General features: G+C 61.5%; 23 protein-coding genes. 13 read left to right on the top strand and 10 right to left on the bottom strand.

Annotated features, from left to right (window positions below):
* Nucleotides 1-95 precede the first annotated feature (95 nt).
* From hflK (JBO08_RS13975) to cfaB, 8 genes are all read left to right on the top strand, one after another.
* Nucleotides 96-2000 (top strand): protease modulator HflK, encoded by a 1905-nt coding sequence (hflK, locus tag JBO08_RS13975; protein WP_220074652.1) that lies wholly within the window; start codon nt 96-98, stop codon nt 1998-2000.
* A 12-nt stretch (nt 2001-2012) separates the two neighbouring features.
* Nucleotides 2013-2993 (top strand): protease modulator HflC, encoded by a 981-nt coding sequence (gene hflC / locus JBO08_RS13970; RefSeq protein WP_220074653.1) that lies wholly within the window; start codon nt 2013-2015, stop codon nt 2991-2993.
* Nucleotides 2990-4024 (top strand): protease modulator HflK, encoded by a 1035-nt coding sequence (hflK, locus tag JBO08_RS13965; RefSeq protein WP_065880324.1) that lies wholly within the window; start codon nt 2990-2992, stop codon nt 4022-4024. Before hflC ends, hflK (JBO08_RS13965) begins: the two co-directional genes overlap by 4 nt.
* A complete protein-coding gene (locus JBO08_RS13960; protein WP_220074654.1) occupies nt 4021-5907 on the top strand; it encodes a cation-translocating P-type ATPase in 1887 nt (628 codons plus the stop codon). Before hflK (JBO08_RS13965) ends, JBO08_RS13960 begins: the two co-directional genes overlap by 4 nt.
* 117 nt (nt 5908-6024) lie before the next feature.
* Nucleotides 6025-6276, top strand: a complete 252-nt coding sequence (locus JBO08_RS13955) for a hypothetical protein (RefSeq protein ID WP_065875556.1) — start codon at nt 6025-6027, stop codon at nt 6274-6276.
* A 63-nt stretch (nt 6277-6339) separates the two neighbouring features.
* The gene (locus JBO08_RS13950) at nt 6340-7185 is read left to right on the top strand and encodes a DUF692 domain-containing protein (protein WP_065875555.1); all 846 of its coding nucleotides are present in this window, start codon (nt 6340-6342) and stop codon (nt 7183-7185) included.
* Nucleotides 7176-7964, top strand: a complete 789-nt coding sequence (locus tag JBO08_RS13945; RefSeq protein WP_065891294.1) for a DNA-binding domain-containing protein — start codon at nt 7176-7178, stop codon at nt 7962-7964. Before JBO08_RS13950 ends, JBO08_RS13945 begins: the two co-directional genes overlap by 10 nt.
* 87 nt (nt 7965-8051) lie before the next feature.
* Nucleotides 8052-9233, top strand: a complete 1182-nt coding sequence (cfaB, locus tag JBO08_RS13940) for a C17 cyclopropane fatty acid synthase CfaB (RefSeq protein ID WP_065891295.1) — start codon at nt 8052-8054, stop codon at nt 9231-9233.
* Here the strand turns inward: cfaB and JBO08_RS13935 are convergent.
* Together JBO08_RS13935 and cls are read right to left on the bottom strand one after the other, a co-directional pair.
* Nucleotides 9224-9691 (bottom strand): hypothetical protein, encoded by a 468-nt coding sequence (locus tag JBO08_RS13935; RefSeq protein WP_225930662.1) that lies wholly within the window; start codon nt 9689-9691, stop codon nt 9224-9226. The two genes, cfaB and JBO08_RS13935, sit on opposite strands and share 10 nt — an antisense overlap.
* A gap of 111 nt (nt 9692-9802) precedes the next feature.
* On the bottom strand, nt 9803-11242 hold the full coding sequence (gene cls / locus JBO08_RS13930; RefSeq protein WP_065891296.1) for a cardiolipin synthase: 1440 nt from the start codon (nt 11240-11242) through the stop codon (nt 9803-9805).
* 130 nt (nt 11243-11372) lie between these two features.
* Here cls and JBO08_RS13925 point away from each other — a divergent pair, with 130 nt between their 5' ends.
* Nucleotides 11373-11894, top strand: a complete 522-nt coding sequence (locus JBO08_RS13925; RefSeq protein ID WP_065875551.1) for a DUF3617 domain-containing protein — start codon at nt 11373-11375, stop codon at nt 11892-11894.
* On the opposite strand, the gene JBO08_RS13920 is transcribed toward JBO08_RS13925, so the two are convergent.
* Genes JBO08_RS13920 through folE2 form a run of 6 tightly spaced genes read right to left on the bottom strand, consistent with a single transcriptional unit; the run spans nt 11891 to nt 17100 of the window.
* The gene (locus JBO08_RS13920) at nt 11891-13228 is read right to left on the bottom strand and encodes a dihydroorotase (RefSeq protein WP_065875550.1); all 1338 of its coding nucleotides are present in this window, start codon (nt 13226-13228) and stop codon (nt 11891-11893) included. The genes JBO08_RS13925 and JBO08_RS13920 overlap by 4 nt on opposite strands.
* Nucleotides 13229-13231: 3 nt before the next feature.
* Complete coding sequence (locus JBO08_RS13915) at nt 13232-13792, bottom strand: DapH/DapD/GlmU-related protein (RefSeq protein WP_049710848.1); 561 nt, start codon at nt 13790-13792, stop codon at nt 13232-13234.
* Complete coding sequence (locus tag JBO08_RS13910; protein WP_065875549.1) at nt 13789-14667, bottom strand: metal ABC transporter substrate-binding protein; 879 nt, start codon at nt 14665-14667, stop codon at nt 13789-13791. The genes JBO08_RS13915 and JBO08_RS13910 overlap by 4 nt, the downstream gene beginning before the upstream one ends.
* Nucleotides 14668-14678: 11 nt before the next feature.
* Complete coding sequence (locus JBO08_RS13905; RefSeq protein WP_065875548.1) at nt 14679-15545, bottom strand: metal ABC transporter permease; 867 nt, start codon at nt 15543-15545, stop codon at nt 14679-14681.
* Entirely contained in the window at nt 15545-16213 is a 669-nt protein-coding gene (locus JBO08_RS13900; protein WP_065875547.1) for a metal ABC transporter ATP-binding protein, read from the bottom strand. Before JBO08_RS13900 ends, JBO08_RS13905 begins: the two co-directional genes overlap by 1 nt.
* Nucleotides 16210-17100 (bottom strand): GTP cyclohydrolase FolE2, encoded by an 891-nt coding sequence (gene folE2, locus JBO08_RS13895; RefSeq protein WP_065910140.1) that lies wholly within the window; start codon nt 17098-17100, stop codon nt 16210-16212. The genes JBO08_RS13900 and folE2 overlap by 4 nt, the downstream gene beginning before the upstream one ends.
* A 127-nt stretch (nt 17101-17227) precedes the next feature.
* Here folE2 and JBO08_RS13890 point away from each other — a divergent pair, with 127 nt between their 5' ends.
* Nucleotides 17228-18430 (top strand): N-acetylmuramoyl-L-alanine amidase, encoded by a 1203-nt coding sequence (locus JBO08_RS13890; protein WP_065910138.1) that lies wholly within the window; start codon nt 17228-17230, stop codon nt 18428-18430.
* Here the strand turns inward: JBO08_RS13890 and JBO08_RS13885 are convergent.
* Nucleotides 18427-18795 (bottom strand): glutamine synthetase, encoded by a 369-nt coding sequence (locus JBO08_RS13885; protein ID WP_065880320.1) that lies wholly within the window; start codon nt 18793-18795, stop codon nt 18427-18429. The two genes, JBO08_RS13890 and JBO08_RS13885, sit on opposite strands and share 4 nt — an antisense overlap.
* A gap of 142 nt (nt 18796-18937) precedes the next feature.
* On the opposite strand from JBO08_RS13885, the gene zigA reads away from it, so the two are divergent.
* Genes zigA through JBO08_RS13870 form a run of 3 tightly spaced genes read left to right on the top strand, consistent with a single transcriptional unit; the run spans nt 18938 to nt 21796 of the window.
* On the top strand, nt 18938-20146 hold the full coding sequence (zigA, locus tag JBO08_RS13880) for a zinc metallochaperone GTPase ZigA (protein WP_065875543.1): 1209 nt from the start codon (nt 18938-18940) through the stop codon (nt 20144-20146).
* Complete coding sequence (locus tag JBO08_RS13875; protein ID WP_220074655.1) at nt 20146-20790, top strand: DUF1826 domain-containing protein; 645 nt, start codon at nt 20146-20148, stop codon at nt 20788-20790. Before zigA ends, JBO08_RS13875 begins: the two co-directional genes overlap by 1 nt.
* A gap of 43 nt (nt 20791-20833) precedes the next feature.
* Entirely contained in the window at nt 20834-21796 is a 963-nt protein-coding gene (locus JBO08_RS13870) for a GTP-binding protein (RefSeq protein ID WP_065910134.1), read from the top strand.
* On the opposite strand, the gene JBO08_RS13865 is transcribed toward JBO08_RS13870, so the two are convergent.
* On the bottom strand, nt 21790-22185 hold the full coding sequence (locus JBO08_RS13865) for a DUF3301 domain-containing protein (RefSeq protein ID WP_015886608.1): 396 nt from the start codon (nt 22183-22185) through the stop codon (nt 21790-21792). The two genes, JBO08_RS13870 and JBO08_RS13865, sit on opposite strands and share 7 nt — an antisense overlap.
* Nucleotides 22186-22236: the final 51 nt, after the last annotated feature.

The following is a 22236-nucleotide window of genomic DNA, read 5'->3' as shown; positions in this document are numbered from 1 at the left end:
GAATTTAGGGTGTACTGAAACTGCCGGTTTTCGAACAAAAATTTCACGCGTTGTGTTATATCGTAACGAATTGTGTACATGCGGACGCTAAGTGGATGCAAGTGGATCTGGAAGCTGACGGCGCTTCGGTGGAAGGCCTTCCGCGGTTTCAACAGGGGCTGTTCCATGCCCGTCGATTGCGCCAAGCCGGTATCAGCCTGACGGTGCTGGCCGTTGCCGGCTGGGTGCTGGCGCTGTTTGTCGCGCTGTTTGCGCCGCTGTCGATTTGGCCGGTGGTGTTGATCAACAGCGCGTCGGCGTTGCTGCTGCTGGTGGCCGGTTTGCAATCGGCATGGTGGGTGGCGGATTGGCGCGCCCAGGCGTTGGAAGCGCCGGCGGTTGAAGAACCGGTTGAAGACACCGGCCGGTACGCGCGCCTTGCAGAGCGTTTTGGCAAGCAGATCGGCGCGCCGGTGCTGTGGCTTGGCGGTTGGTCGCTGCTGGCACTGGTCAGCGTTATCGAGTTCTGGAACCTGGCCTTGCCCGCCGCGCCGGTCGGTCAATCGGCAAGCATCGGTGCGGCGCTGGCGCTGGCCTTGGCATTTGGCCTGCTGGTGTTCGAACGTCGTCTGGCCCAGGAAACCGCTGCGCAGTGGCCGGAAGCCGCGCAACTGGCTCAGCTAAGCCGAGTGGCGATTATTTGCCTGGTGATCAGTGCGATTTGCCTGCTGTTCGCAGGGGCGAATTCCGTCTGGCCCCTTAGGTTGGCCGTGTTGATCGGCCTGCTGCCGGCGCTGGTCTCGCTGGAGTTTCTTTTAAGAGCAGTGCTGTCACTGTTTAGCCCGCGTCAGCCACGCCTCGAACCCCGCCTGATGGCGCAAAGTTTTATCGCGGGGCTGCTGCGCTGGCCGCCACAACCCTTGCTTGCGTTGCAGCACGAGTTGCACAACCGCTTCGGTATCGATTTGCGCCAGATCTGGGCGTTTACCTACATGCGTCGCGCGTTTCTGCCGGTGCTGTTGGTGGTGCTGGCGGTAGGCTGGGGGCTGACCGGCGTGCACGAAGTGCCGCTGCAAGGGCGTGGGATTTATGAGCGCTTCGGCAAACCGGTGCAGGTCTTCGGCCCTGGCCTGCATGCGGGTTTGCCATGGCCGTTGGGCCGCGTAATAAGCGTGGAAAATGGTGTGGTGCATGAGCTGGCCACCAGCGTCAGTGAAGCCGCCGCCCCGGAACTCGCCCCCGCCGAAGGCCCACCGCCGCTGATCGCCAACCGCTTGTGGGATGCCAGCCATGTGAATGACAAATCCCAAGTGATCGCCAGCAGCAGCGGCGACAAACAGAGCTTCCAGATCGTCAATATGGATGTGCGTTTTGTCTACCGCATTGGCCTCACCGACCAGGCCGCGCTTGCCGCCACCTATAACAGTGCGGATGTGCCGACCCTGATCCGCAGCACCGCCAGCCGCATCCTGGTGCACGACTTTGCCTCGCGCACCCTCGATGAACTGCTCGGTGAACAACGCACCAGCCTGGCCGACGAGATCGGCCGCGCGGTGCAGGCGGACCTGCAAAAGCTCGACAGCGGCGTGGAAATCCTCGCCACCGTGGTCGAGGCGATCCACCCACCGGCCGGTGCCGCCAACGCCTATCACGGCGTGCAAGCCGCACAAATTGGCGCCCAAGCGTTGATCTCTCGCGAACGCGGCGCGGCCAGCGAACAAACCAACCAGGCCTTGCTCCAGGCCAGCACCGCGCGCGACCAGGCCCAGGCCACTGCACGCGAAGTGAATGCGGGCGCCCAAGCGGCCGACCTGCGTTTTATCGCCGAACAAAAGGCCTACGCCACGGCCGGCCAGGCGTTCGTGCTGGAACAGTATTTGGGCCAACTCAGCCAGGGCCTGGCTCACGCCAAGCTGTTAATTCTGGATCATCGCTTGGGCGCCGATGGCGCGCCGACGATCGATCTGCGTTCTTTTACCTTGCCGGCCGATCCCTCGGTGCCGCGTAAAGCCGTTCAATAAGGAGTTTGTCTGTTGAGCGCTCATTCTCACGATCATCATCACGGCCATCACCACCATCATCACGGTAACGAGCAAGCCGCCGGCCCATTCCCATGGCGGCGCATGGCCTGGGCGCTGTTGCTGGTGCTGTTTGCGGTCGCGGCCGCCAGCCTGGTGCAGGTGCGCTCCGGCGAGGCCACGGTGATTACCCGTTTCGGCAACCCATCGCGGGTGCTGCTGGAACCGGGCCTTGGCTGGCGCTGGCCGGCGCCGTTCGAAGCAGCGATCCCGGTGGACTTGCGCCTGCGCACCACCTCCAGCGGGTTGCAGGATGTGGGCACCCGTGATGGTCTGCGCATCATCGTGCAGGCCTATGTGGCGTGGCAGGTGCAGGGTGACGCCGAGAATGTGCAGCGCTTTATGCGCGCCGTGCAGAACCAGCCGGATGAAGCGGCGCGACAGATCCGTACCTTTGTGGGGTCGGCGCTGGAAACCACGGCGGCCAGTTTCGACTTGTCCAGCCTGATCAACACCGATGCCAGCCAGGTGCGCATTGCCGATTTCGAAGCGCAGTTGCGCCAGCAGATTGATCAACAATTACTCACCACTTACGGCGTGCGCGTGGCCCAAGTGGGGATCGAGCGGCTGACCCTGCCGTCGGTGACCCTCACCGCCACTGTCGACCGCATGCGCGCCGAGCGTGAAACCATCGCCACCGAACGCACCGCTGTGGGCAAGCGCGAAGCGGCGCAGATCCGTTCTGCCGCCGAGCGCGATGCGCGCATCGTACAGGCCGATGCCACGGTAAAAGCCGCCGATATCGAAGCGCAGTCGCGGGTCGAAGCCGCGCAGATTTATGGCCGCGCCTACGCCGGTAATCCCCAGCTGTATAACCTGCTGCGCTCGCTGGATACCTTGGGCACCGTGGTCACGCCGGGGACCAAGATCATCCTGCGCACCGATGCCGCCCCGTTCCGCGCCTTGGTGGACGGGCCGAAGGACGTTCAGCCATGACCGAGCGTGCCAGTCCGGACAGCCCATGGATCCAGGCCGGGCGTCTGACCTTCCTGGCGTTGTACGCGGTGACCGTGTTGGCGGCGTTGGCTTGGGCGTTTTCCAATGTGCGCCAGATCGACCCGCAGAACCGCGCCGTGGTGCTGCACTTTGGCGCCCTCGACCGTATCCAGAATGCCGGGTTGCTGTTGGCGTGGCCGCAGCCGTTCGAGCAGGTGGTGCTGTTGCCGGCCGCCGACCGGGTGATCGAACGTCGGGTGGAGAACCTGCTGCGTTCCGACGCGGCGATCCAGGCCGACCGCGTGGCCAGCTTCGCCACGCCGTTGAGTGATGCGCTGGCCGGCTCCGGCTACCTGCTGACCGGCGATGCCGGTGTGGTGCAGCTGGATGTGCGGGTGTTCTACAAAGTCACTGAACCTTACGCCTTTGTGTTGCAGGGCGACCATGTGTTGCCGGCTTTGGATCGGCTGGTGACCCGCAGCGCCGTGGCCCTGACGGCCGCGCGTGACCTGGACACGATTTTGGTGGCGCGCCCCGAACTGATCGGTACCGACAATGGCGCCGCCGAGCGCCGTGAGCGGCTGCGCGGCGATCTGGTGCAAGGCATCAATAAGCGCCTCACGGAGCTGGCTTCCACAGGCTTGGGATTGGGCATCGCAGTGACCCGCGTCGATGTGCAATCGAGCCTGCCGGGCCCGGCGGTGAATGCCTTCAATGCCGTCCTCACTGCCAGTCAACAAGCCGATAAAGCCGTGGCCAACGCTCGCACCGAAGCCGAAAAGCTCACCCAAAATGCAACCCAACAAGCTGATCGCCTGGTGCAAGTTGCCCACGCCCAGGCCAGCGAACGCCTGGCCAATGCCCAGGCGCAAACCGCAACCGTCGCCAGCCTGGCCCAGGTGAAAGACCCGGGCCTGTTGTTGCGCCTGTACCGTGAACGTCTGCCGAAGATTCTCGGCCAGGCCGGTTCCGTGACCACGGTCGATCCAAAAGACGACTCCCGCTTGATCATCCAGGGAGCCGAACAATGAGCGCGCCCATGCTGACCTCCGCCGAACAGCGCAGCGCCGCCCGGCAATTGACCCTGGCCATGTTGGCCTTGGGCTTGCTGATACTGGGCCTGGTATGGCGCTGGCTGGCACCGGACCAGACCGGTGTGAGCCAATTGCTGCTGGGCGTGGCGTCCTTGCTGGTGGCCGTGCCGGTGATGCGTTCGGCCTGGTACAGCCTGCGCTTCCCCAGCCTGCATGGCATCACCGACCAACTGATCGCCCTGGCCATGCTCGGTGCTTGGGCTACGGGGGATCTGCTGACCGCCGCGCTGTTGCCGATCATCATGATTTTCGGCCACGTGCTGGAAGAACGCAGCGTGATCGGCTCACAGGAAGCGATCCATGCCCTGGGCAAACTGACCCGCAGCCATGCGCGGCGGGTGCAGGCTGACGGCAGCATTGTTGAAGTGGATAACGGCACGCTGAACACTGGCGATGTCGTCGAGGTGCGCGCGGGTGATCGGGTGCCCGCCGATGGCGTGGTGCTGTCGGGCCAGGCGAGCCTGGACACGGCGCCGATTACCGGTGAGTCGGTACCGTTGGAAGCCAGCGCAGGGGTGCTGGTGTTTGGCGGCGCGATCAACCTCGACGGCCTGCTGCGCCTTGAGGTGACCCGCACCGGTAACGAATCCACCTTAGGCAAAGTCATCGCGCTGATGCAGAACGCCGAGCGTTCCAAGCCACCGATTACGCGGCTGCTGGAGCGCTATGCCGGCAGCTATATGGTGTTGGTGTTGTTGCTGGCGGCGGTGACCTGGTTTGTGACCAATGACGCCCAGGCGATGCTCGCCGTGCTGGTGGCGGCATGTCCATGTGCGCTGGTGCTGTCGGCGCCGGCCACGGCGATTGCCGGAATTGCGGTGGCGGCGCGGCACGGGATTCTGATTCGCAGCTCGGCGTTTCTGGAGGAGTTGGCGGACCTGACTTCACTGGTGGTCGACAAGACCGGCACCCTGACCTTTGGCACCTTGCGTCTGCAATCCATCGAAACCACGGCGCCGGATCGGCAGGTGGTGTTGAACCTGGCGGCCAGCCTGGGCTCGGCCAGCAGCCACCCGGTCAGCCGGGCGTTGGCGGGGTTGGCGACGCAGGACCAGATGCACGTGTTGACGGACATTCGCGAACGCCAGGGGCTGGGCGTCGTGGCGCAAACCCAGCAGGGCGAAGCGGCCTTGGGCCGGCCGGAGTTATTCGAGCAACTGGGCATTGTCACCACGGCTGTGCCGAACCACGATGGCCCGATCGCCGGGCTGGCGCTGAACGGGCAATTTCTGGCCTGGCTGCTGCTGGCCGACAGTGTCAAACCGGAAGCACGCCAAGCCCTGCAAGAGCTGCGCGAGCTCGGCCTCGGTCGGCAACTGCTGCTCACGGGCGATCGCCAAAGCGTGGCCGACAGCCTCGCGCTGGAGGTGGGCATCAGCGACGTCGAAGCCCAGGCCCTGCCGGAAGACAAGCTCAACCGCGTGCTGGGGGAAATCGGCAGCGGTTTTCGCCCGATGGTGGTGGGCGACGGCATCAATGATTCCCTGGCGCTCAAGGCCGGTGTGGTCGGCGTGGCCATGGGCGCGGGCGGCGCGGATATTGCGCTGGCATCGGCTGACGTGGTGCTGATCGGCAGCGACCTGCGGCGCCTGGGTACTTGTGTGCGCTTAAGTCGCCAGTGCCGGCAGACGTTGCAGGTCAATGTGATCATCGGCTTGGGCTGGACCTTGGCCATCGTCGTGTTTGCGGCGTTCGGTTGGCTGGGTGCGGCGGGCGCGATGATTGCGGCGGTGCTGCATAACCTCAGCACGTTGCTGGTACTTGGAAATGCCGGGCGTTTGTTGCGGTTTCAGGAACCCCTGTTGAAGCTTGAAGAATAATCTTCAGAAATAGTTGAAAGGCGCTGTAACGCCGATGGGGGACCTCGCTCTAGTGGTGTGTCGAGACTGAACAATCCGTTCAGACCGACACCCACACTGATCCCTGAGGACTACAAAATGAACATCAAAAATGCCGTTTCCGGTGCTGCCCTGGCTTTCGCTGCCGCCACTATGTTTGCCGGTGTCGCCACCCAGGCACAGGCCGCCGACGCTACTGTTCATTGCTACGGCGTAACTTCCTGCAAAGGCATGAACGACTGCAAGACCGCTGAAAATGCCTGCAAAGGGCAGGGCTCCTGCAAGGGTCATGGTTTCAAGGCCATGACCAAGGCTGCCTGTGACGCCGCTGGCGGCAAAGTCGGCGAGTAATCGCAGCCGAGTGCTACCGCAGCGGTTTACCGTCCGCTGCGGACACTTTCCCAGGAGTGTCTTATGCCTACCCCCCTTGCGAGCCTCGGTTACGGCCTGGGTTTACGCAGTGAGTACTACCCGCAGATTCTTGAACAGTCGCCGCCCGTGGATTGGTTTGAAGTGATCTCCGAGAATTATCTGGTCCAGGGCGGTAAAGCCTTGTACTACCTGGATGCGATAGCCGAGCGCTATCCCCTGGTGATGCACGGCGTGTCCTTGTCCATCGGCGGGCCCCATGCCCTCGATACCGATTACCTGAAGCAAATCAAACAGCTCGCCGAGCGTATCCAGCCGGCATGGATTTCCGATCACCTGTGCTGGAGCCGCGGCAGCGCCCACCAGTTACATGACTTGCTGCCGCTGCCTTACACCGAAGAAAGCCTCTACCACGTCGCTGCCCGCGTGCGCCAAGTACAGGACGTGTTGCAACGCCCTCTGGTGCTGGAAAATGTCTCCAGTTATGTGCGCTCCAAGGCCGACGAATTCACCGAGTGGGAGTTCCTCAACGCGTTGGCTCACTTGTCGGGGTGCCAGTTGTTGCTGGACGTCAACAATGTGTATGTCAGCTCGCGCAATCATGGCTTCGACGCTTGGACGTTTATTCGTAACCTGCCACCTGAGAGCATCCGCCAGCTGCACCTGGCGGGGCATATGGACTACGGCGACTACGTGGTCGACACCCATGACCATCCTGTGTGTGACCCGGTGTGGGCGCTTTATCAACAGACGCTTGAGCACCTGGGGCCTGTGTCGACGCTACTGGAGCGCGACGACCATTTCCCACCCTTTGAAGAGCTGCTCACCGAATTAAGCAAGGCCCGTGAGTTGGGCGCTAAGGCCCTGGCCGGGAGGCATTTATGCGCCTGACCGATTGGCAGCTGGCCTTCGAACAGCACCTGTTAGCCGAAACACCGACCGCCAGCAGTGGCTTCGCCGCCAGTTTGCTGGGTGGGCCGACGCTGGATGTGGACACGGGCCTGGCGATTTACCACAACGCCTATATCGCGCGGCTGCAGGAAGTTTTGCGGCATGACTTCCGCGCTATCCATTATTGGTTGGGCGATGATGAATTCGCCTCGCTGACCCAGGCCTATGTGCGCCGTTACCCATCGGCCCATTACAGCCTGCGCTGGCTGGGTCAGCGTTTCCCTGGGTTTATCCTTGAGCATTTGGTGGCGGCACAAAGTGCGCCGCTGGCGGAACTGGCGCGGTTGGAGTGGGCGTTTACCCTGGCCTTTGATGCACCGCAGGGCGAAGCGCTGACGCTGAACGATATGGCGTTGTTGCCACCTGAAGAATGGCCAGTGTTGCAGGTCACCCTGGCGCCATCGGTGCAACAAGTGCTGTGTCATTTCAATAGCGTGGCGATCTGGCGCGCCAGCAAGGACGAGTCGGATTTTCCCGACAGCCAGGCGTTGAGCCCGGCACAGATCTGCCTGGTGTGGCGCCATCAGAATGTTTGCCATTACCGTAGCCTGGAACCTGAAGAAGCCTGTGCCCTGGCGGGAATGGCGACCACCGGCTGGACCTTTGCCGAACTGTGCGCAGCGTTGGCAGTCAGTTACGCAGAGGGTGCACCGTTGCAGGCCGTCACGTGGCTTAAACAATGGGTTCAGGACGGCTTGCTCGAGCGCCGGGCCTTATAGGCGAGCGCTATCAAATCGATAGCCTCCTACTTTGTCTTCGGATGGTCTACCCTCAAGCCAGACGTCTGAAACAAGGGGGGACTACTCATGCTCGCGCAACTTCCACCGGCCTTACAGAATCTTCAGCTACCGCTGCGTCTGCGACTCTGGGATGGCCATGAATTCAACTTGGGCCCCGAGCCCAGTGTGACCATCGTGGTGAAGGACCCCGCGGTTGTCAGCCAATTGACCCATCCCACGCTCAACTTACTGGGCGAAGCCTTTATCGAAGGCAAGCTGGAGCTGGAAGGCTCTATTGCCGAAGTGATCCGGGTGTGTGATGAACTGAGTCACGCGCTGGTGCACGACGATGAAACCCGTCCGGTGCGCTCGATTCACGATAAGGCCACTGACGCAGCCGCTATTTCCTACCATTACGACTTGTCCAACGCGTTCTACCAGCTGTGGCTGGACCAGGACATGGCGTACTCCTGCGGGTATTTCGAAACCGGCAGCGAATCCATCGATCAGGCCCAACAAGACAAATTCCGCCACTTGTGCCGCAAATTGCGGTTGCAGGCCGGCGAGTACTTGCTGGACGTCGGTTGTGGCTGGGGCGGCTTGGCGCGTTTTGCCGCGCGGGAGTTCGGGGTCAAGGTGTTTGGCATCACCTTGAGTAAAGAGCAGTTGGCACTGGCCCGCGAGCGGGTGAACGCCGAGGGCCTGGGAGATCAGGTGGACCTGCAACTGCTCGACTACCGCGACCTGCCGCAAGACGGTCGTTTCGACAAGGTGGTCAGCGTGGGCATGTTTGAACACGTCGGCCACGCCAATCTGGCGGAGTATTGCAAGACGTTGTACGGCGCCGTGCGTGAAGGCGGCCTGGTGATGAACCACGGCATTACCGCCAAGCACACCGACGGTCGCCCTGTGGGCCGTGGCGCGGGGGAGTTTATCGAGCGTTATGTGTTCCCCAACGGCGAGCTGCCGCACCTGGCGATGATGACCGCCGAAATCAGTGAAGTCGGGCTGGAAGTGGTCGACGTCGAGAGCCTGCGCCTGCACTACGCCCGCACGCTGGACCATTGGAGCGAGCGCCTGGAAGACAACTTGGAAGCGGCGGCGAGGATGGTGCCGGAGCAAGCGTTGCGCATTTGGCGGTTGTACCTGGCTGGTTGCGCGTATGCGTTTGCGCGGGGCTGGATAAATCTGCATCAAATCCTTGCAACCAAGCCCCATGCAGATGGCAGCCATGAACTGCCGTGGACGCGCGAGGATATTTATCGCTGATCGAGTTTCGGGTGAGGGATGTTATCCCAGGTGAGCGGGCGCGGGTCGATGACGTTGTTTGACGTCACGTGGAACCTGCCGTGCTGCTTGGGAATGTCTGGATCAACTTGCAGATAAGCCTGCTGTCCGAATACTTTGCTGGTTCTGTTGAAGGTGAGGTCATGCCGCGCCACGTTGCCACCCCAGTCTGGATGAGGGATGGAAAGGAAGGTTATCTCCCATCGTTCCCCACTGATTTCTCCCTTGATGACATAGACACCGTAGTGGTTTTCACCGGGGGAAATGATTTTGTAGACGCCGTTGTCGTAGAGATACACGACGGCGTCCTCAAAGGGTTTGGCGTCGTAAAGCACCTCGTACCGCAGGTAGATAATGTAGGTGGGGGCGCCGATATCTACCTCTATCGAGATGGCCGTCTGAGTGGGTCGTTGGGGTTGGTCCATCAATGAGGGTGCCATGATTAGCTCCAATTGTCGGAAGTGACAGATTTGAGCCTAGAGCAGGTGCTGCACGAATGAAGATGTCACTGGTCGGCTATCGACAAATCAGTCGTAAATCGGCCGTGCTGCCTACAATATGGGCGAAATCAGCCGCGCCACCCGCATACCCAGCTGTTGCAGGCGTCGGGTCTCGCGGCTTTCTTCCTGGCTGACCTCATGGGCCAGGGCGAAGTCGTCCAGCAGCATGTGCTCGACTTGTTTAGCGAACGCTTCGTCGACCGTCAGCAGCATCACTTCGAAATTCAACCGGAACGAGCGGTTGTCCATGTTGGCACTGCCGATGGCGCTGATTTCGCTGTCCACCAGCACCACCTTCTGATGCAGAAAACCTGGCGTGTAGCGGAACACGCGCACCCCGGCGCGCACGGCTTCGGCCGCATAAAGGCTGGACGCGGCGTAAACGATGCGGTGATCGGGCCGTGACGGCAGCAACAGGCGCACATCCACACCCCGCAGAACCGCCAGGCGCAGGGCGGCGAATACCGCCTCATCGGGCACAAAGTACGGGCTGGTGATCCACACGCGTTGGGTGGCTGCGTGAATGGCTTCTACGAAAAACAGTGAGCAGGTTTCATAAGGATCGGCGGGGCCGCTGGCGAGTAATTGGCAGAGCACGCCGTCCTCGGGGTAGGCGTCCGGCAGAATCAATGGCGGCAGTTCTCGCGCGGCCCAGAACCAGTCTTCGGCAAATGACTCCTGCAAGCACGCCACCACCGGGCCGGTGACCTGCACATGCGTATCACGCCACGGCGCCAGCGGCGGTTTTTTGCCCAAGTACTCATCGCCGACGTTATGCCCGCCCACAAACCCGGTGATGCCGTCCACCACCACGATCTTGCGATGGTTACGGAAGTTGACCTGGAAGCGATTAAGCCAGCCGCTGCGCGTGGCGAATGCTTTGATATGCACGCCGGCTTCACGCAGTGATTGCACATAGCGATGGGGCAGGGCGTGGCTGCCGATACGGTCGTACAGCACGTAAACGGCTATGCCCTGAGCGGCTTTTTTGTTCAACAAGGTGTGCAATTGGCGGCCCAGTTCGTCGTCATGAATAATGAAAAACTGGAACAGCACGGCGGTTTTCGCGTTTCGGATGGCTTCAAAAATCGCGCTGAAGGTCGCGTCGCCGTTCACCAGCAGACGCACCTCATTATTGGCCAGGCACGGCATGCGGCCCAGCTTGGGCATGGCGCGCAGCGAGGCGTAGGCGCTGGAGTTACGCGCAGCAAGTGCCTCCTCGACCCACGGGCGCCAATTGAGTGCGGTGATTGCCTTGTGCATTTCCTGGTTGGCCTGGCGACGCGCCTGGATGTAAGCATCGAACGTGCTGCGACCAAAGATCAGGTAAGGGATCAGCGTGAGGTAAGGCATGAACATCAGCGACAAGGCCCAGGCGATCGAGCCTTGGGCGGTCCTGACGGTCAGCACCGCATGAATCGCGGCGAGGGTCCCGAGAAAGTGCAGCGTGGCAATGAAGTAGGCAAGCAGATGCGGGCCAAAGAAATCCATGGACGACGGTACTCCAGGCAATCCAATGCCTAACAGACCATGTCTGGTCACGAATGTCGCTATTTTATTTGCCGTGCAACACTGGCGCTTTTGCGGCGTCTAACGCCCACAATTGCCCAGGAGTTACCCGATGAATGCTCGTCTGCTAGGTTTGGCCATGGTTGTTGGTTTGTCGCTGCCCGTGGCAGCGCAGGCGCAGATGCTGGCGCCGGGCTTGTGGGAATTGACCACCAGCAATATGAAAGTCGATAACCAGGACCTGCCGGACTTGTCGCTGATCCTCGGTCAACTCAAGCAACAGATGACCCCCGAACAGCGCGCCATGCTCGAAAAACAAGGCATCACCATGGCCGGTAAAGGTGTGCAGGTGTGCCTTACACCGGCACAGGTGGCCTCCGATTCGATCCCCCTGACCGACCCGCAATCGGGCTGCAAACAGGAAGTGACCGACAAGACCGGCAACCAGTGGAAATTCCGCTTCAGTTGCCCGAAAGCCCAGGGCACGGGCGTGGCGACGTTCCAGAGTCAGAAGGAATTCACCACCACCGTCAACGGCACCTTCAATGCCACTGGCATCCAGCAGAAGGGCAGCCTGGACAGCCATGCCCAGTGGCTGGGTACCGATTGCGGTACGGTCAAGCCCCGCGCTTAACGCAGAAAATGCAGGGGTAAACCCTGACAGCTATCGACCACTTGGCCGTTGTGCCAGGCCAGGTGGCCGGATACCAGGGTGGTGCTGACGCTGTGGCGAAAGCTGCGTTCAGCGAAGGGCGTCCAGCCGCAGCGGGCCAGGATCGGCTGGCTGCTGACGGGCTTTCCCTCGGGCTCTGGTTTGATCAGTACCAGATCGGCCCAATACCCTTCGCGTAGATAACCTCGGTCCGGGATGGCAAACAGGTCGGCGACCCGGTGGCTGGTCTTCGCTACCAAGGTGGTGATGGGCAGCAGCCCGTCCGCAACCAACTCCAGTAATGCCGGCAAGGCGTGCTGCACCAACGGCAGCCCTGACGGCGCTTCGCGATATCCCAGCTGTTTTTGCGCCCAGGTATGCGGTGCGTGGTCGCTGCCGATCACATCCAGACGATCACTCAACAACGCTTGGCGTAAGGCGTCGCGGTCGGCGCGGGTCTTGATCGCCGGGTTGCATTTGATCTGGTGGCCGAGGCGGTGATAGTCGCGGTCATCGAACAGCAGATGATGCAGGCAGACTTCGGCGGTGATGCGTTTTTCGGCCAGTGGCTTGTCTTCGAATAGCGCCAGCTCACGGGCGCTGGTCAGGTGCAATACGTGCAGGCGGGTGCCATGACGCTTGGCCAATTCCACCGCAAAAGATGAGGAGCGATAGCACGCCTCGGCATCGCGGATCAGCGGGTGCGCGACGGCGGGGATGTGCTCGCCGAAGCGTTCGCGCAGGCGCAGCTCGTTGGCCTGGATGCTCGGCGTGTGCTCGCAATGGGCCAACAGAATGGTCGGCACTTCGGCGAACAGACGTTCCAGGATGCGTGGATCGTCCACCAACATGTTGCCGGTCGAGGCGCCCATGAACACTTTGACCCCGGCCACCTCCCGCGGGTCGAGCGCGGCGACGGTGTCGAGGTTGTCGTTGCTCACGCCGAAGTGAAAGCCATAGTTGGCCACCGAGTGCAGGGCGGCGCGGCGTTTTTTATCGGCCAGGGCATCAAGGTTCAGGGTAGCCGGGCTGGTGTTGGGCATGTCCATGAAGCTGGTGATGCCACCGGCCACCGCGGCGCGGGATTCGCTGTAGAAGCTGCCTTTGTCCGGTGCCCCGGGGTCGCGAAAATGCACTTGGTCATCAATCATGCCCGGCAGCAGCCACTGGCCCTGGGCGTCGATGGCCACGGGCGCGTTGCAGCCTTCGATGCTGCTGGCGATCTTCTCGATACGACCATTGGCAACAAAGACATCGGCGTCGAATGCCTGCCCTTCATTCACCAGGCGGGCGTTGCGGATCAGCAGGCGGCTCATGGTTCAGAACTCGTTTTGCAGGGCTTTGTAGCCGCGCACCAGATCGACATTGGTGCGTGCCACGTCTTCGGAGAACTCCGAGGCACTGACACTCACCGGCGGGAATTGCGACAGGTCGGTGGTGGGCCCGATGCGGGTGGTGGAGGGCACGTAGAACGCGGCGGGCAAGTCGCGCCCGTCGACCACCGAGTTATGGCGCACCACGCAGCCGTCGCCCACGGCGCAGTTGAACAGCACGCTGTTGAAACCGATGAACACGCGGTCGCCAACGCTGCACGGGCCGTGGACGATGGAACGGTGGGCGATGGAAGTAAATTCTCCGATGGTCACCGCCGCGCCGGACTTGGAATGGATGACCACGCCGTCCTGGATGTTGGAGTTGGCACCGATGGTGATCGGGTCCATGGCGCCGCTGGCGTCGACTTCGTCGGCACGGATCACGGCGTAGGGGCCGACGAAGACGTTCTCGCCAATGATGACTTTGCCGCAGATGATCGCGGTCTTGTCGACATAGGCGGATTCGGCAATCACGGGCAGATCGCCCGACGGGTTCTTGCGGATCATGGCTTGCCCAACGCGGCGCACAGGGTGTTGAGGTTGTATTCGAACAGTCCTGTGAAGGTGCTGGCCGGGCCTTCCGCGGCGAGGGCGTCGGAGTACAACGTGCCGCCGATCTGCGCGCCGCTTTCATCAGCGATCTGCTTGAGCAGGCGCGAATCCTTGATGTTTTCCATGAACACGGCTTTGACGTTGTCTTTGCGGATCTGCGTGATCAGCGCGGCCACTTCGGCAGCGGACGGCTCACGTTCGGTGGACAGGCCTTGGGGGGCGAGGAACTCGATACCGTAAGCCTGGCCCAGGTAACCGAAGGCGTCGTGTGAGGTGACGATGCGGCGGTTACCGGGTGGCAGCGCGCCGAACTTGGTCTTGGCCTCGGCGAGCAGGCGGTAGATTTCTTTTAGGTAGGTTTGGCTGTTGCGCTGATAGTCGGCCTTGTTGGCGGGGTCGGCAGCGATCAGCGCCTTGGTGATGTTGTTCACGTAGATTTCGGCATTGGCCAGGTTATGCCAGGCGTGTGGGTCGGGAATGGTTTCGCCGTCTTCATCCATGGTGTGAGAGATCACGCCTTTGCTGGCAGTGACTACGGTGGCTTTGGTTTCGGTGCTCGTCACCAGGCGGTCCAGCCAAGGCTCGAAGCCGAGGCCGTTCTTGATGATGACTCTGGCCGTGAGCAGCGCTTTAGCATCGTCCGGCGTTGGCTCATAGGTATGGGCGTCGGCGTCGGGGCCGACCATGTTGCTGATCTGGATGTGATCGCCACCGATCTGGTGAGTGATGTCATCGAGGATGCTGAAGCTGGTAACCACCTGAAGCTTGTCTGCGGCCTGAGCCGTCGATAACGACAAGACGAGACTGAACAGCACGAATAGAGCGCGCATCGGGAAACACCTCATTGGGATGACAGCAAAGGCGGGCGGCGCAGCAAGCCGTGCACCGGACCGAAAACCACGGACAGCAGATACCCGGCACCCGCCACCAGCACGATGGCCGGGCCGCTGGGCAACGAGTAGTAGAACGACAGCAACAAACCCAGCCACACCGACACGCATCCCAGCACTGCCGATACTGCGATCAACACCGGCAAGCGCCGGCTCCAGAAACGTGAAGCGATGGCCGGCAACATCATCAGGCCCACCACCATCAAGGCGCCGATGGCCTGGAAGCCGATCACCAGGTTCAGCACCACCAGGGTCAGGAACAGCCCGTGGGCCAGTGGGCCGAGGCGGCTGACGGTTTGCAGGAACAGCGGGTCGAGGGTGTCCAGCAGCAGCGGCTTGTAGATCACAGCCATGACGCTCACGCTGAAACCTGTGACCCAGAGCATGCCAGTGAGGGTGGTTTGGTCCACGGCCAAGGCGGAGCCGAACAGCAGGTGCAGCAGGTCCAGGCGCTTGCCGGCGATGCCGAGGATCAGCACGCCGGCGGCGAGCGAGATGGGGTAGAGGGCGGCGAGGCTGGCGTCTTCGCGCAGGCCGGTGCGGCGGGTGATCCAAGCGGACAGTCCAGCCATGCTAAGGCCCGCGCCGAGGCCACCGATGGTCAAGGCGGGCAGGCTGAGGCCGGCAAACCAGAACCCAAGCGCGGCGCCGGGCAGAATGCCGTGGGCGACGGCGTCACCGATCAGGCTCATGCGCCGCAGGATCAAAAACACGCCCAACGGTGCGGTGCTGCAGGCGAGCACCAGGCCGCCAATCAAGGCGCGACGCATGAACACGAAATCAACGAATGGCATCCACAGGTGGGCGGCGAAATGCATCAGGCCACCTGCATCTGAGGCTTCGGGCGGATCAGCTCTTTGCTCGGACCAAACACGCAGCCGGTGCTTTTGATGTGCACCACTTGCTGGGTGTGCTGGCGCACGGATGCAAGGTCATGGCAGACGACGATCAGCGTGCGGCCTTGCGCGTGCCAGGCGTGGATGTGTTTCCAGCACAGCGCCTGGCCTTCTTCGTCGAGGGCGGCGTGAGGCTCGTCGAGCAGCAACACGGGCGCTTCGGCCAGGCTCATACGGGCGAGCAGGGCGCGCTGCAATTCGCCACCGGACAAGGCCATCAGCGGGCGGTGCTCCAGGCCGCTGAGGCACCAGTCTTGCAATACCGCCTCTAGGCGCTGGCTGCGTTGTTGTGGGGAGAGTTGAGTGCCCCAGAAACCGGCGGCGACCAATTCTTGAAGGCTGATGGGGAACTGGCGGTCGAGCTGTTGCTGCTGGGGCAGGAACGACAGGCCGCCACGGCGTGGAGCGTCCACGCTGACTTTGCCCGCCAGAGGTTTTTGCAGGCCGGCGATAACCTTGAGCAGGCTGCTTTTACCGGTGCCGTTGGCCCCGATGATGCCGGTCAGGCTGCCTTTTTCCAGGGTGAGGTTTATGGCGGGCGTCAGTGGTTGGCCTGGGGCGCCCCAGCGCAAAGCGGTGCAGGTGATCATGCAGGGTTTCTCGTCCAGCGGCTTTCGGCCACGGCATCGTGCGCGTGCAGGCTTTCGGCGTGGATCACTTTCAGGTGGAAGGCTTTGACGGCATCCGAGCGTTTCAAGGCGAGGTTCAGGCGGCGGGCGGCGTCTTCGCAGAACATCAGGTTCTGCCCATTGGCCAGGGCGAAGGCTTGTTCGTCCGCACGTTTTACAGCGGTTTGTACGGCGGTGCCGAGGGCGGCTTCGACCTTATCGATCAACTCTGTAATAGGTAATTGCTCGCCTTGCAGCTGAACATGCAATTGCGCATTGCTGCGCTGGCTGTGGGGCGTGGCGACGATGCCGTTGGCGCTGCCGAGCCAGGTCAACACGTCGTCGTGCCGCAACGGAGTGTTGGCGAAATCTTCGAGAAACTGCTGCTGAATCAACTGCCTGGCGAGGGCAGCGGAGCACGGGCACGTCGAGGAATAAGTAACGTCAATTTTTAGTTCCACGTGGAACATCTGGTTTTCGAGACGCGCTTCGATGCTGATCGGGTAGCGCTTCCACCCAGCCAAGGGGCTGACTAGGGCGGCGCGTTTCAGCAGCAAATCGGTGTGGATACGCAGGTAGGCGTTCTTAGATAAACCTTCATGACTGTCGAGAAAACGCTGCAGTACATTACGCAGATGTGCAGGCGTAAGAGACTGCTGGTCGAGCATCTCCAGCGCCAGGTACAGGCGTGACATATGAATGCCACGGGCGTTGCCATCGTCCAGGCTCACGCCAGCGTCGGCGGTGGCCGTCAGGTTCTGGCCGTTGATCAGGATCGGCAACGCGATGCCGCACATGCCCACCCAATCGAGTGGCAAGGCTTGGCGTGAAGCCTGCGCGGCGATATCCGGCAGAGTCAGCGCATTCATGAGCAGGTCCATCGTTGGAAATAAAAAGACATGTTATATTATAACTATTGAGTCGACGATGATTTTTCTGCTCCAACCTTTTTTCAGTCATGTCGAGTAGGGACGCTCCTTCATTTGCGGTATCCGTATGCACAGACGTCAGCTCCTGAACCTGCTCTTGGCCAGCCCTCTTTTCACGCTGCCGTTTGCGGCCCACGCCACGCAGATACGCAACGCCCGCTTGTGGCGCTCGGACGACAAGCTGCGGCTGGTGTTCGACCTCAGCGGCCCGGTGCAATACAAGACGTTTACCCTGAGCGCACCGGAGCGTTTGATCATCGACCTGAGCGGCGCCGGGCTCAGTGGTGATTTCACTCAGTTGGCGTTGAAGAACAGCGGGATCACCTCAATCCGCTCCGGGCATTTCGGCAAAGGCGATACGCGCATCGTGCTGGACCTGGCGGCGCCGATGCAGCTCAACAGCTTTCTATTGCCGCCCCAGGACGGCCAGGGTCATCGCCTGGTACTGGACCTGACCAGCGCCACCCAGGCGCCTCGACAAATCGCCGCCGAACCTGCGCCGTTAGTGGATAAGGCGCACCCCAAGCGCGACATCATCGTGGTGGTCGACCCCGGCCACGGTGGCAAGGACCCAGGCGCCGTCGGCTCCAAAGGCCAGCGCGAGAAAGACGTGGTGCTGTCCATTGCCCAGTTGTTGGCCAAACGCTTGAAGCGCGAAAAGGGCTTTGACGTGAAGCTGGTGCGCAACGACGACTTCTTCGTACCGCTGCGCAAGCGCGTGGAAATCGCCCACAAGCACAATGCCGATATGTTCATCTCAGTGCATGCGGATGCCGCGCCACGCATCACCGCATCGGGCGCTTCGGTGTATGCCTTGTCCGAGGGCGGCGCCACTTCAGCCACGGCGCGATTCATGGCGCAACGGGAGAACGGCGCCGATTTGCTCGGGGCTACCAGTCTGCTCAATCTGAAGGACAAGGACCCGATGCTGGCCGGGGTGATTCTGGACATGTCGATGAACGCCACCATCGCCTCCAGCTTGCAGCTGGGCAGTTCGATTTTGGGCAGATTGGAAGGCATCACCAGCCTGCATCAGAAGCGCGTGGAACAAGCTGGGTTTGCGGTGCTCAAGTCACCGGACGTGCCGTCGATCCTGGTAGAGACCGGGTTTATTTCCAATGCAAGGGACAGCGCGCGCCTGGTTACCGCGCGCCATCAACAGGCGGTTGCGGATGGTCTGTTTGAAGGCCTGAAAAAGTATTTCCAGAAGAACCCACCGATGAACAGCTACATGGCGTGGGTGCAGGAGCAGAAGAACGGTCAGGTCTAACAGCCGGTCATGCGGCTGCAGGTGAATTTGGCGCTGGCGCCGCCCGAACTGGAAAACCGGTTGAGGGTGGTCCAGCCCACGCGCCGCGTGTAGCCGACCCATGCCTCACCGTCCGATGCCAACCCGGTAAAGAACGTCAGTTGCCCGTATCGGCTGTTGGTCTGTGCCCAATAGCGTTTGCCGATTACCTCGTACCCGCGCAAGTACGTGGTGCTGCCGACTGTCGCTACGCTGTAGGCGTTACCCAATGGGTCGACGCAGGCCAGCAGGTTGGCGCTGCGCGTGCAGTTGGCCAGCAGGCTCGGCGCTTGGGCGCAGGCAGTTCCTGCCGCCACCAATAACAGGGCGCACACCAAGTATTTCATCGGGTTTCTCACGGGTGGGAAAGTGTTCAAGCATTGCGCCCTTCGTCGTGGCAAGCAAGACAGGATTGGCTTATTTGTATTGTTATACTATAACATAAAAATACAGCCTGGCTTGACCGGGCGGCCTGATGAGAATGTCCTGATGCCCAATCGTCTCCCCGTTACTGTGTTGTCCGGCTTTCTCGGCGCCGGTAAAAGCACGCTGCTCAACTACGTCCTTCGCAACCGTGAGAACCTGCGGGTGGCGGTGATCGTCAACGACATGAGCGAAATCAACATCGACGGCAGCGAAGTCCAGCGCGACGTCACGCTCAACCGCGCCGAAGAAAAGCTGGTGGAAATGAGCAACGGCTGCATCTGCTGCACCTTGCGGGAAGATTTGCTGGAAGAAGTCGGAAAACTCGCCAAGGAAGGTCGGTTCGATTACCTGCTAATCGAATCCACCGGCATCTCCGAACCGTTGCCCGTGGCCGAAACCTTCACTTTTCGTGATGAAAACGAACAAAGCCTGACCGACATCGCGCGCCTGGACACCATGGTTACCGTGGTCGACGGGATGAACTTCCTGCTCGACTACCAGGCTGCCGAAAGCCTGGCCTCACGCGGCGAAACCCTCGGTGAAGAAGACGAACGCTCCATCACCGACCTGCTGATCGAGCAGATCGAATTCGCCGACGTGATCCTCATCAGCAAGATCGACCTGATCAGCAGCCGCGAACGCGAAGAGTTGATAGCGATCCTCGAGCGTCTTAATGCCCAGGCGGAAATCATCCCGATGGTCATGGGCGAAGTGCCTTTGCACAAGATCCTCAACACTGGGCGTTTCGACTTTGAACGCGCCGCCCAAGCCCCCGGCTGGTTGCAGGAACTGCGCGGTGAACATGTGCCGGAAACCGAAGAGTACGGCATCGCGTCCACCGCCTACCGTGCCCGCCGCCCCTTTCATCCGCAGCGTTTTTTCGACTTTATCGACCGACCCTGGGTTAACGGCAAACTGCTGCGCTCCAAGGGCTTTTTCTGGCTGGCCAGCAAGCACCAGGATGCAGGCAGTTGGTCCCAGGCCGGCGGCTTGATGCGCCATGGTTTTGCCGGCCGCTGGTGGCGCTTTGTGCCGAAAAGCCAGTGGCCGCAGGACGAAGAAAGCGTCGCGGCGATCATGGGTAACTGGCAACTGAGCACCGGCGATTGTCGCCAGGAACTGGTGTTTATCGGGCAGAACATTGATTTCGCCTTGATGCGCGTCGAGTTGGACGCCTGCCTGCTCAACGATGAAGAAATGGCCCTGGGCGTCGAAGGTTGGCGCCTGCTGGCCGATCCCTTTGGCCCTTGGTATGAAGAGGCAGCCGCCTGATGCTGGCCCCGGTGACTCCCCTGCGGCCCGTGATTCGCCAGGTCTTTGGTGAAGCGCCGCTGGCGCTCTCTGACATTCTCGAAGACGGCGTGAACCTAGCGTTGTGGCAGCGCCAATTGCCGCTGCACATCGCTGAGTTCGGCGCCTTGCTGGTGGCGCTCAATGAGCCGCTGGCCGATTCCATGGTCATCGAGCTCAACAACGAAGACGCCCTGCCCAACTTGCAGGGCTTGGCGTCCAGTTGCCGCGATCTTGAAGGCTATGAAGGCTTTGTCGCCGATGTATCGTGGCTGGTCAGCGCGTTTGCCTGCTTACTGGGTGCCAAGCGCATTGGTGTGCGGCTGCGACTGTTGGACAAGGCCATGTGCCCGCGTTTTCACGTCGATCATGTGCCGGTGCGGCTGATCACCACCTATGCCGGCATCGGCAGCCAGTGGTTGCGCGAAGGCGTGATGGAGCGTCGCCAGCTGAGCCAACCGGACGCGGAACCCAGCGAGCGTATCGAACAGATCCACTGCGGCGAAGTCGCCCTGCTCAAGGGCACCAAATGGCATGGCAACGAAGGCCACGGTTTGATTCACCGCTCGCCAGCCCTCAAAGCCGATGAACGCCGCTTGATCCTGACACTGGATTGGCTCGCATAACCGCGTAGGATCAACGCTCTACACGGTCCGAACGATGCCCCTCATGCTGCAGAACATTCCTACCCACGTGATTGCCGGGCCCCTGGGCGCCGGCAAGACCAGCCTCATCAAGCACCTGCTCGCCCAGCGTCCGGCACACGAGCGTTGGGCCGTGCTGATCAATGAGTTCGGGCAGATCGGCCTGGACGCCGCCTTGCTCACTCAGGATGACGACGGCATTGCCCTGGGCGAAGTCGCCGGAGGCTGTCTGTGCTGTGTGAATGGAGCCCCGTTTCAGGTAGGACTTGGTCGCTTGTTGCGCAAGGCCAAGCCTGATCGGCTGTTTATCGAACCGTCGGGCCTGGGCCATCCGGCGCAATTGCTCAAGCAACTGCGCGCAGCGCCGTGGCAGGAGGTGCTGGCCGTTCAGCCTTGCGTGATGGTGTTGGATGCGCAGGCCCTGGCGGCAGGCAAACCCTTACCGACAGCGCAACAGGAAGCGCTGGCCCATGCAGGACTGCTGGTATTGAACAAGGATGAAGCGCTGGACGCCGCACAGCGCCAGGCGATTGAGCAATTGTTACCGGAATGTCCGCTTTACTGGACGCGCCAGGCCCAGCTGCCTCTTGAGCAGTTGCCAGGCCTGCACGAACACGCGAGCCGCGCTGTGGATAACTTCGCAGTGCAAAAAGGCCTCGCGCAAATCCCGGCCATCTGGAGCGATCCCACGTTACCGATCTGCCTCAGCCAAGCCCAAGAGGGCGGCTGGAGTGTTGGCTGGCGCTGGCACCCGAGCCAGCAATTCGATGCGCAGCGGCTGTATCAATGGCTCACACACCTTGAATGGCGTCGCGCCAAGCTGGTTATCCACAGCACAGAAGGTTGGGTTTCCGCCAACGCTGTGGATAACAGCCCGCTCGCCTGGCAACCCAGTGAGTGGCGTCGTGATTCGCGGATCGAGTTGATTTTCAGCGAGCCACAAGACTTGGCCGCGTTGCAGGCTGCATTGGCGGCCTGCCGTCACTGACGGTTCTTAGTGCCGTGGTCTTGGCGCCACTGGCTCAATTCGATCACCTCGGCACTGGGCAGCGGCGTCTTGATCTCGAACGGGTAGGGTGCCAGTTCGATCTGTGCACTGTGGGCACCAAATTGGGTAATCGTCCCAGGATGGCGGGTTTCCCCGGTTACGGTGAATTCGAAATTGTAGATACGTGCCAGGCGCCGTCGACCGTTGGCATCCTTCACAAAACCGATGCGCTTGAGCGCCACCGCGCCGTCCAATAGTTCGATGTCGAGCTTGGCGCAATGCTGCTTGACCCGCTCCAGCGCCCGTTCGCGCAAGCCGTGGTTGTGCCACACCCAGGCGGCGCCGGTCGCCAGCAGCATCAACACGAAGATGTTTCCCAGGGTCAGCATGCGATGAACTCCAACAAAGTGAGAGCAGCTTAACTGTGTCGCCGGTCTGTC

It is taken from the genome of Pseudomonas sp. LAP_36 (assembly GCF_019456785.1).
GTDB classification, from domain to species: domain Bacteria; phylum Pseudomonadota; class Gammaproteobacteria; order Pseudomonadales; family Pseudomonadaceae; genus Aquipseudomonas; species Aquipseudomonas tritici.
Note: the sequence above shows the minus strand (reverse complement) of the source record. Positions and strands in the feature narration are given on the sequence as shown.

Excerpts from the sequence above, each read along its gene's own strand:
- JBO08_RS13960 (WP_220074654.1), top strand. The coding sequence starts at position 4,021 with ATGAGCGCGCCCATGCTGACCTCCGCCGAACAGCGCAGCGCCGCCCGG.
- JBO08_RS13935 (WP_225930662.1), bottom strand. The coding sequence starts at position 9,691 with ATGGCACCCTCATTGATGGACCAACCCCAACGACCCACTCAGACGGCC.
- JBO08_RS13920 (WP_065875550.1), bottom strand. The coding sequence starts at position 13,228 with ATGAGCCGCCTGCTGATCCGCAACGCCCGCCTGGTGAATGAAGGGCAG.
- cfaB (WP_065891295.1), top strand. The coding sequence starts at position 8,052 with ATGCTCGCGCAACTTCCACCGGCCTTACAGAATCTTCAGCTACCGCTG.
- JBO08_RS13870 (WP_065910134.1), top strand. The coding sequence starts at position 20,834 with ATGCTGCAGAACATTCCTACCCACGTGATTGCCGGGCCCCTGGGCGCC.
- JBO08_RS13905 (WP_065875548.1), bottom strand. The coding sequence starts at position 15,545 with ATGCATTTCGCCGCCCACCTGTGGATGCCATTCGTTGATTTCGTGTTC.
- cls (WP_065891296.1), bottom strand. The coding sequence starts at position 11,242 with ATGGATTTCTTTGGCCCGCATCTGCTTGCCTACTTCATTGCCACGCTG.
- JBO08_RS13910 (WP_065875549.1), bottom strand. The coding sequence starts at position 14,667 with ATGCGCGCTCTATTCGTGCTGTTCAGTCTCGTCTTGTCGTTATCGACG.
- JBO08_RS13925 (WP_065875551.1), top strand. The coding sequence starts at position 11,373 with ATGAATGCTCGTCTGCTAGGTTTGGCCATGGTTGTTGGTTTGTCGCTG.
- folE2 (WP_065910140.1), bottom strand. The coding sequence starts at position 17,100 with ATGAATGCGCTGACTCTGCCGGATATCGCCGCGCAGGCTTCACGCCAA.
- JBO08_RS13900 (WP_065875547.1), bottom strand. The coding sequence starts at position 16,213 with ATGATCACCTGCACCGCTTTGCGCTGGGGCGCCCCAGGCCAACCACTG.
- JBO08_RS13875 (WP_220074655.1), top strand. The coding sequence starts at position 20,146 with ATGCTGGCCCCGGTGACTCCCCTGCGGCCCGTGATTCGCCAGGTCTTT.
- JBO08_RS13945 (WP_065891294.1), top strand. The coding sequence starts at position 7,176 with ATGCGCCTGACCGATTGGCAGCTGGCCTTCGAACAGCACCTGTTAGCC.
- JBO08_RS13915 (WP_049710848.1), bottom strand. The coding sequence starts at position 13,792 with ATGATCCGCAAGAACCCGTCGGGCGATCTGCCCGTGATTGCCGAATCC.
- JBO08_RS13865 (WP_015886608.1), bottom strand. The coding sequence starts at position 22,185 with ATGCTGACCCTGGGAAACATCTTCGTGTTGATGCTGCTGGCGACCGGC.
- JBO08_RS13890 (WP_065910138.1), top strand. The coding sequence starts at position 17,228 with ATGCACAGACGTCAGCTCCTGAACCTGCTCTTGGCCAGCCCTCTTTTC.
- zigA (WP_065875543.1), top strand. The coding sequence starts at position 18,938 with ATGCCCAATCGTCTCCCCGTTACTGTGTTGTCCGGCTTTCTCGGCGCC.
- JBO08_RS13950 (WP_065875555.1), top strand. The coding sequence starts at position 6,340 with ATGCCTACCCCCCTTGCGAGCCTCGGTTACGGCCTGGGTTTACGCAGT.
- hflK (WP_065880324.1), top strand. The coding sequence starts at position 2,990 with ATGACCGAGCGTGCCAGTCCGGACAGCCCATGGATCCAGGCCGGGCGT.
- JBO08_RS13885 (WP_065880320.1), bottom strand. The coding sequence starts at position 18,795 with ATGAAATACTTGGTGTGCGCCCTGTTATTGGTGGCGGCAGGAACTGCC.
- hflK (WP_220074652.1), top strand. The coding sequence starts at position 96 with ATGCAAGTGGATCTGGAAGCTGACGGCGCTTCGGTGGAAGGCCTTCCG.
- JBO08_RS13955 (WP_065875556.1), top strand. The coding sequence starts at position 6,025 with ATGAACATCAAAAATGCCGTTTCCGGTGCTGCCCTGGCTTTCGCTGCC.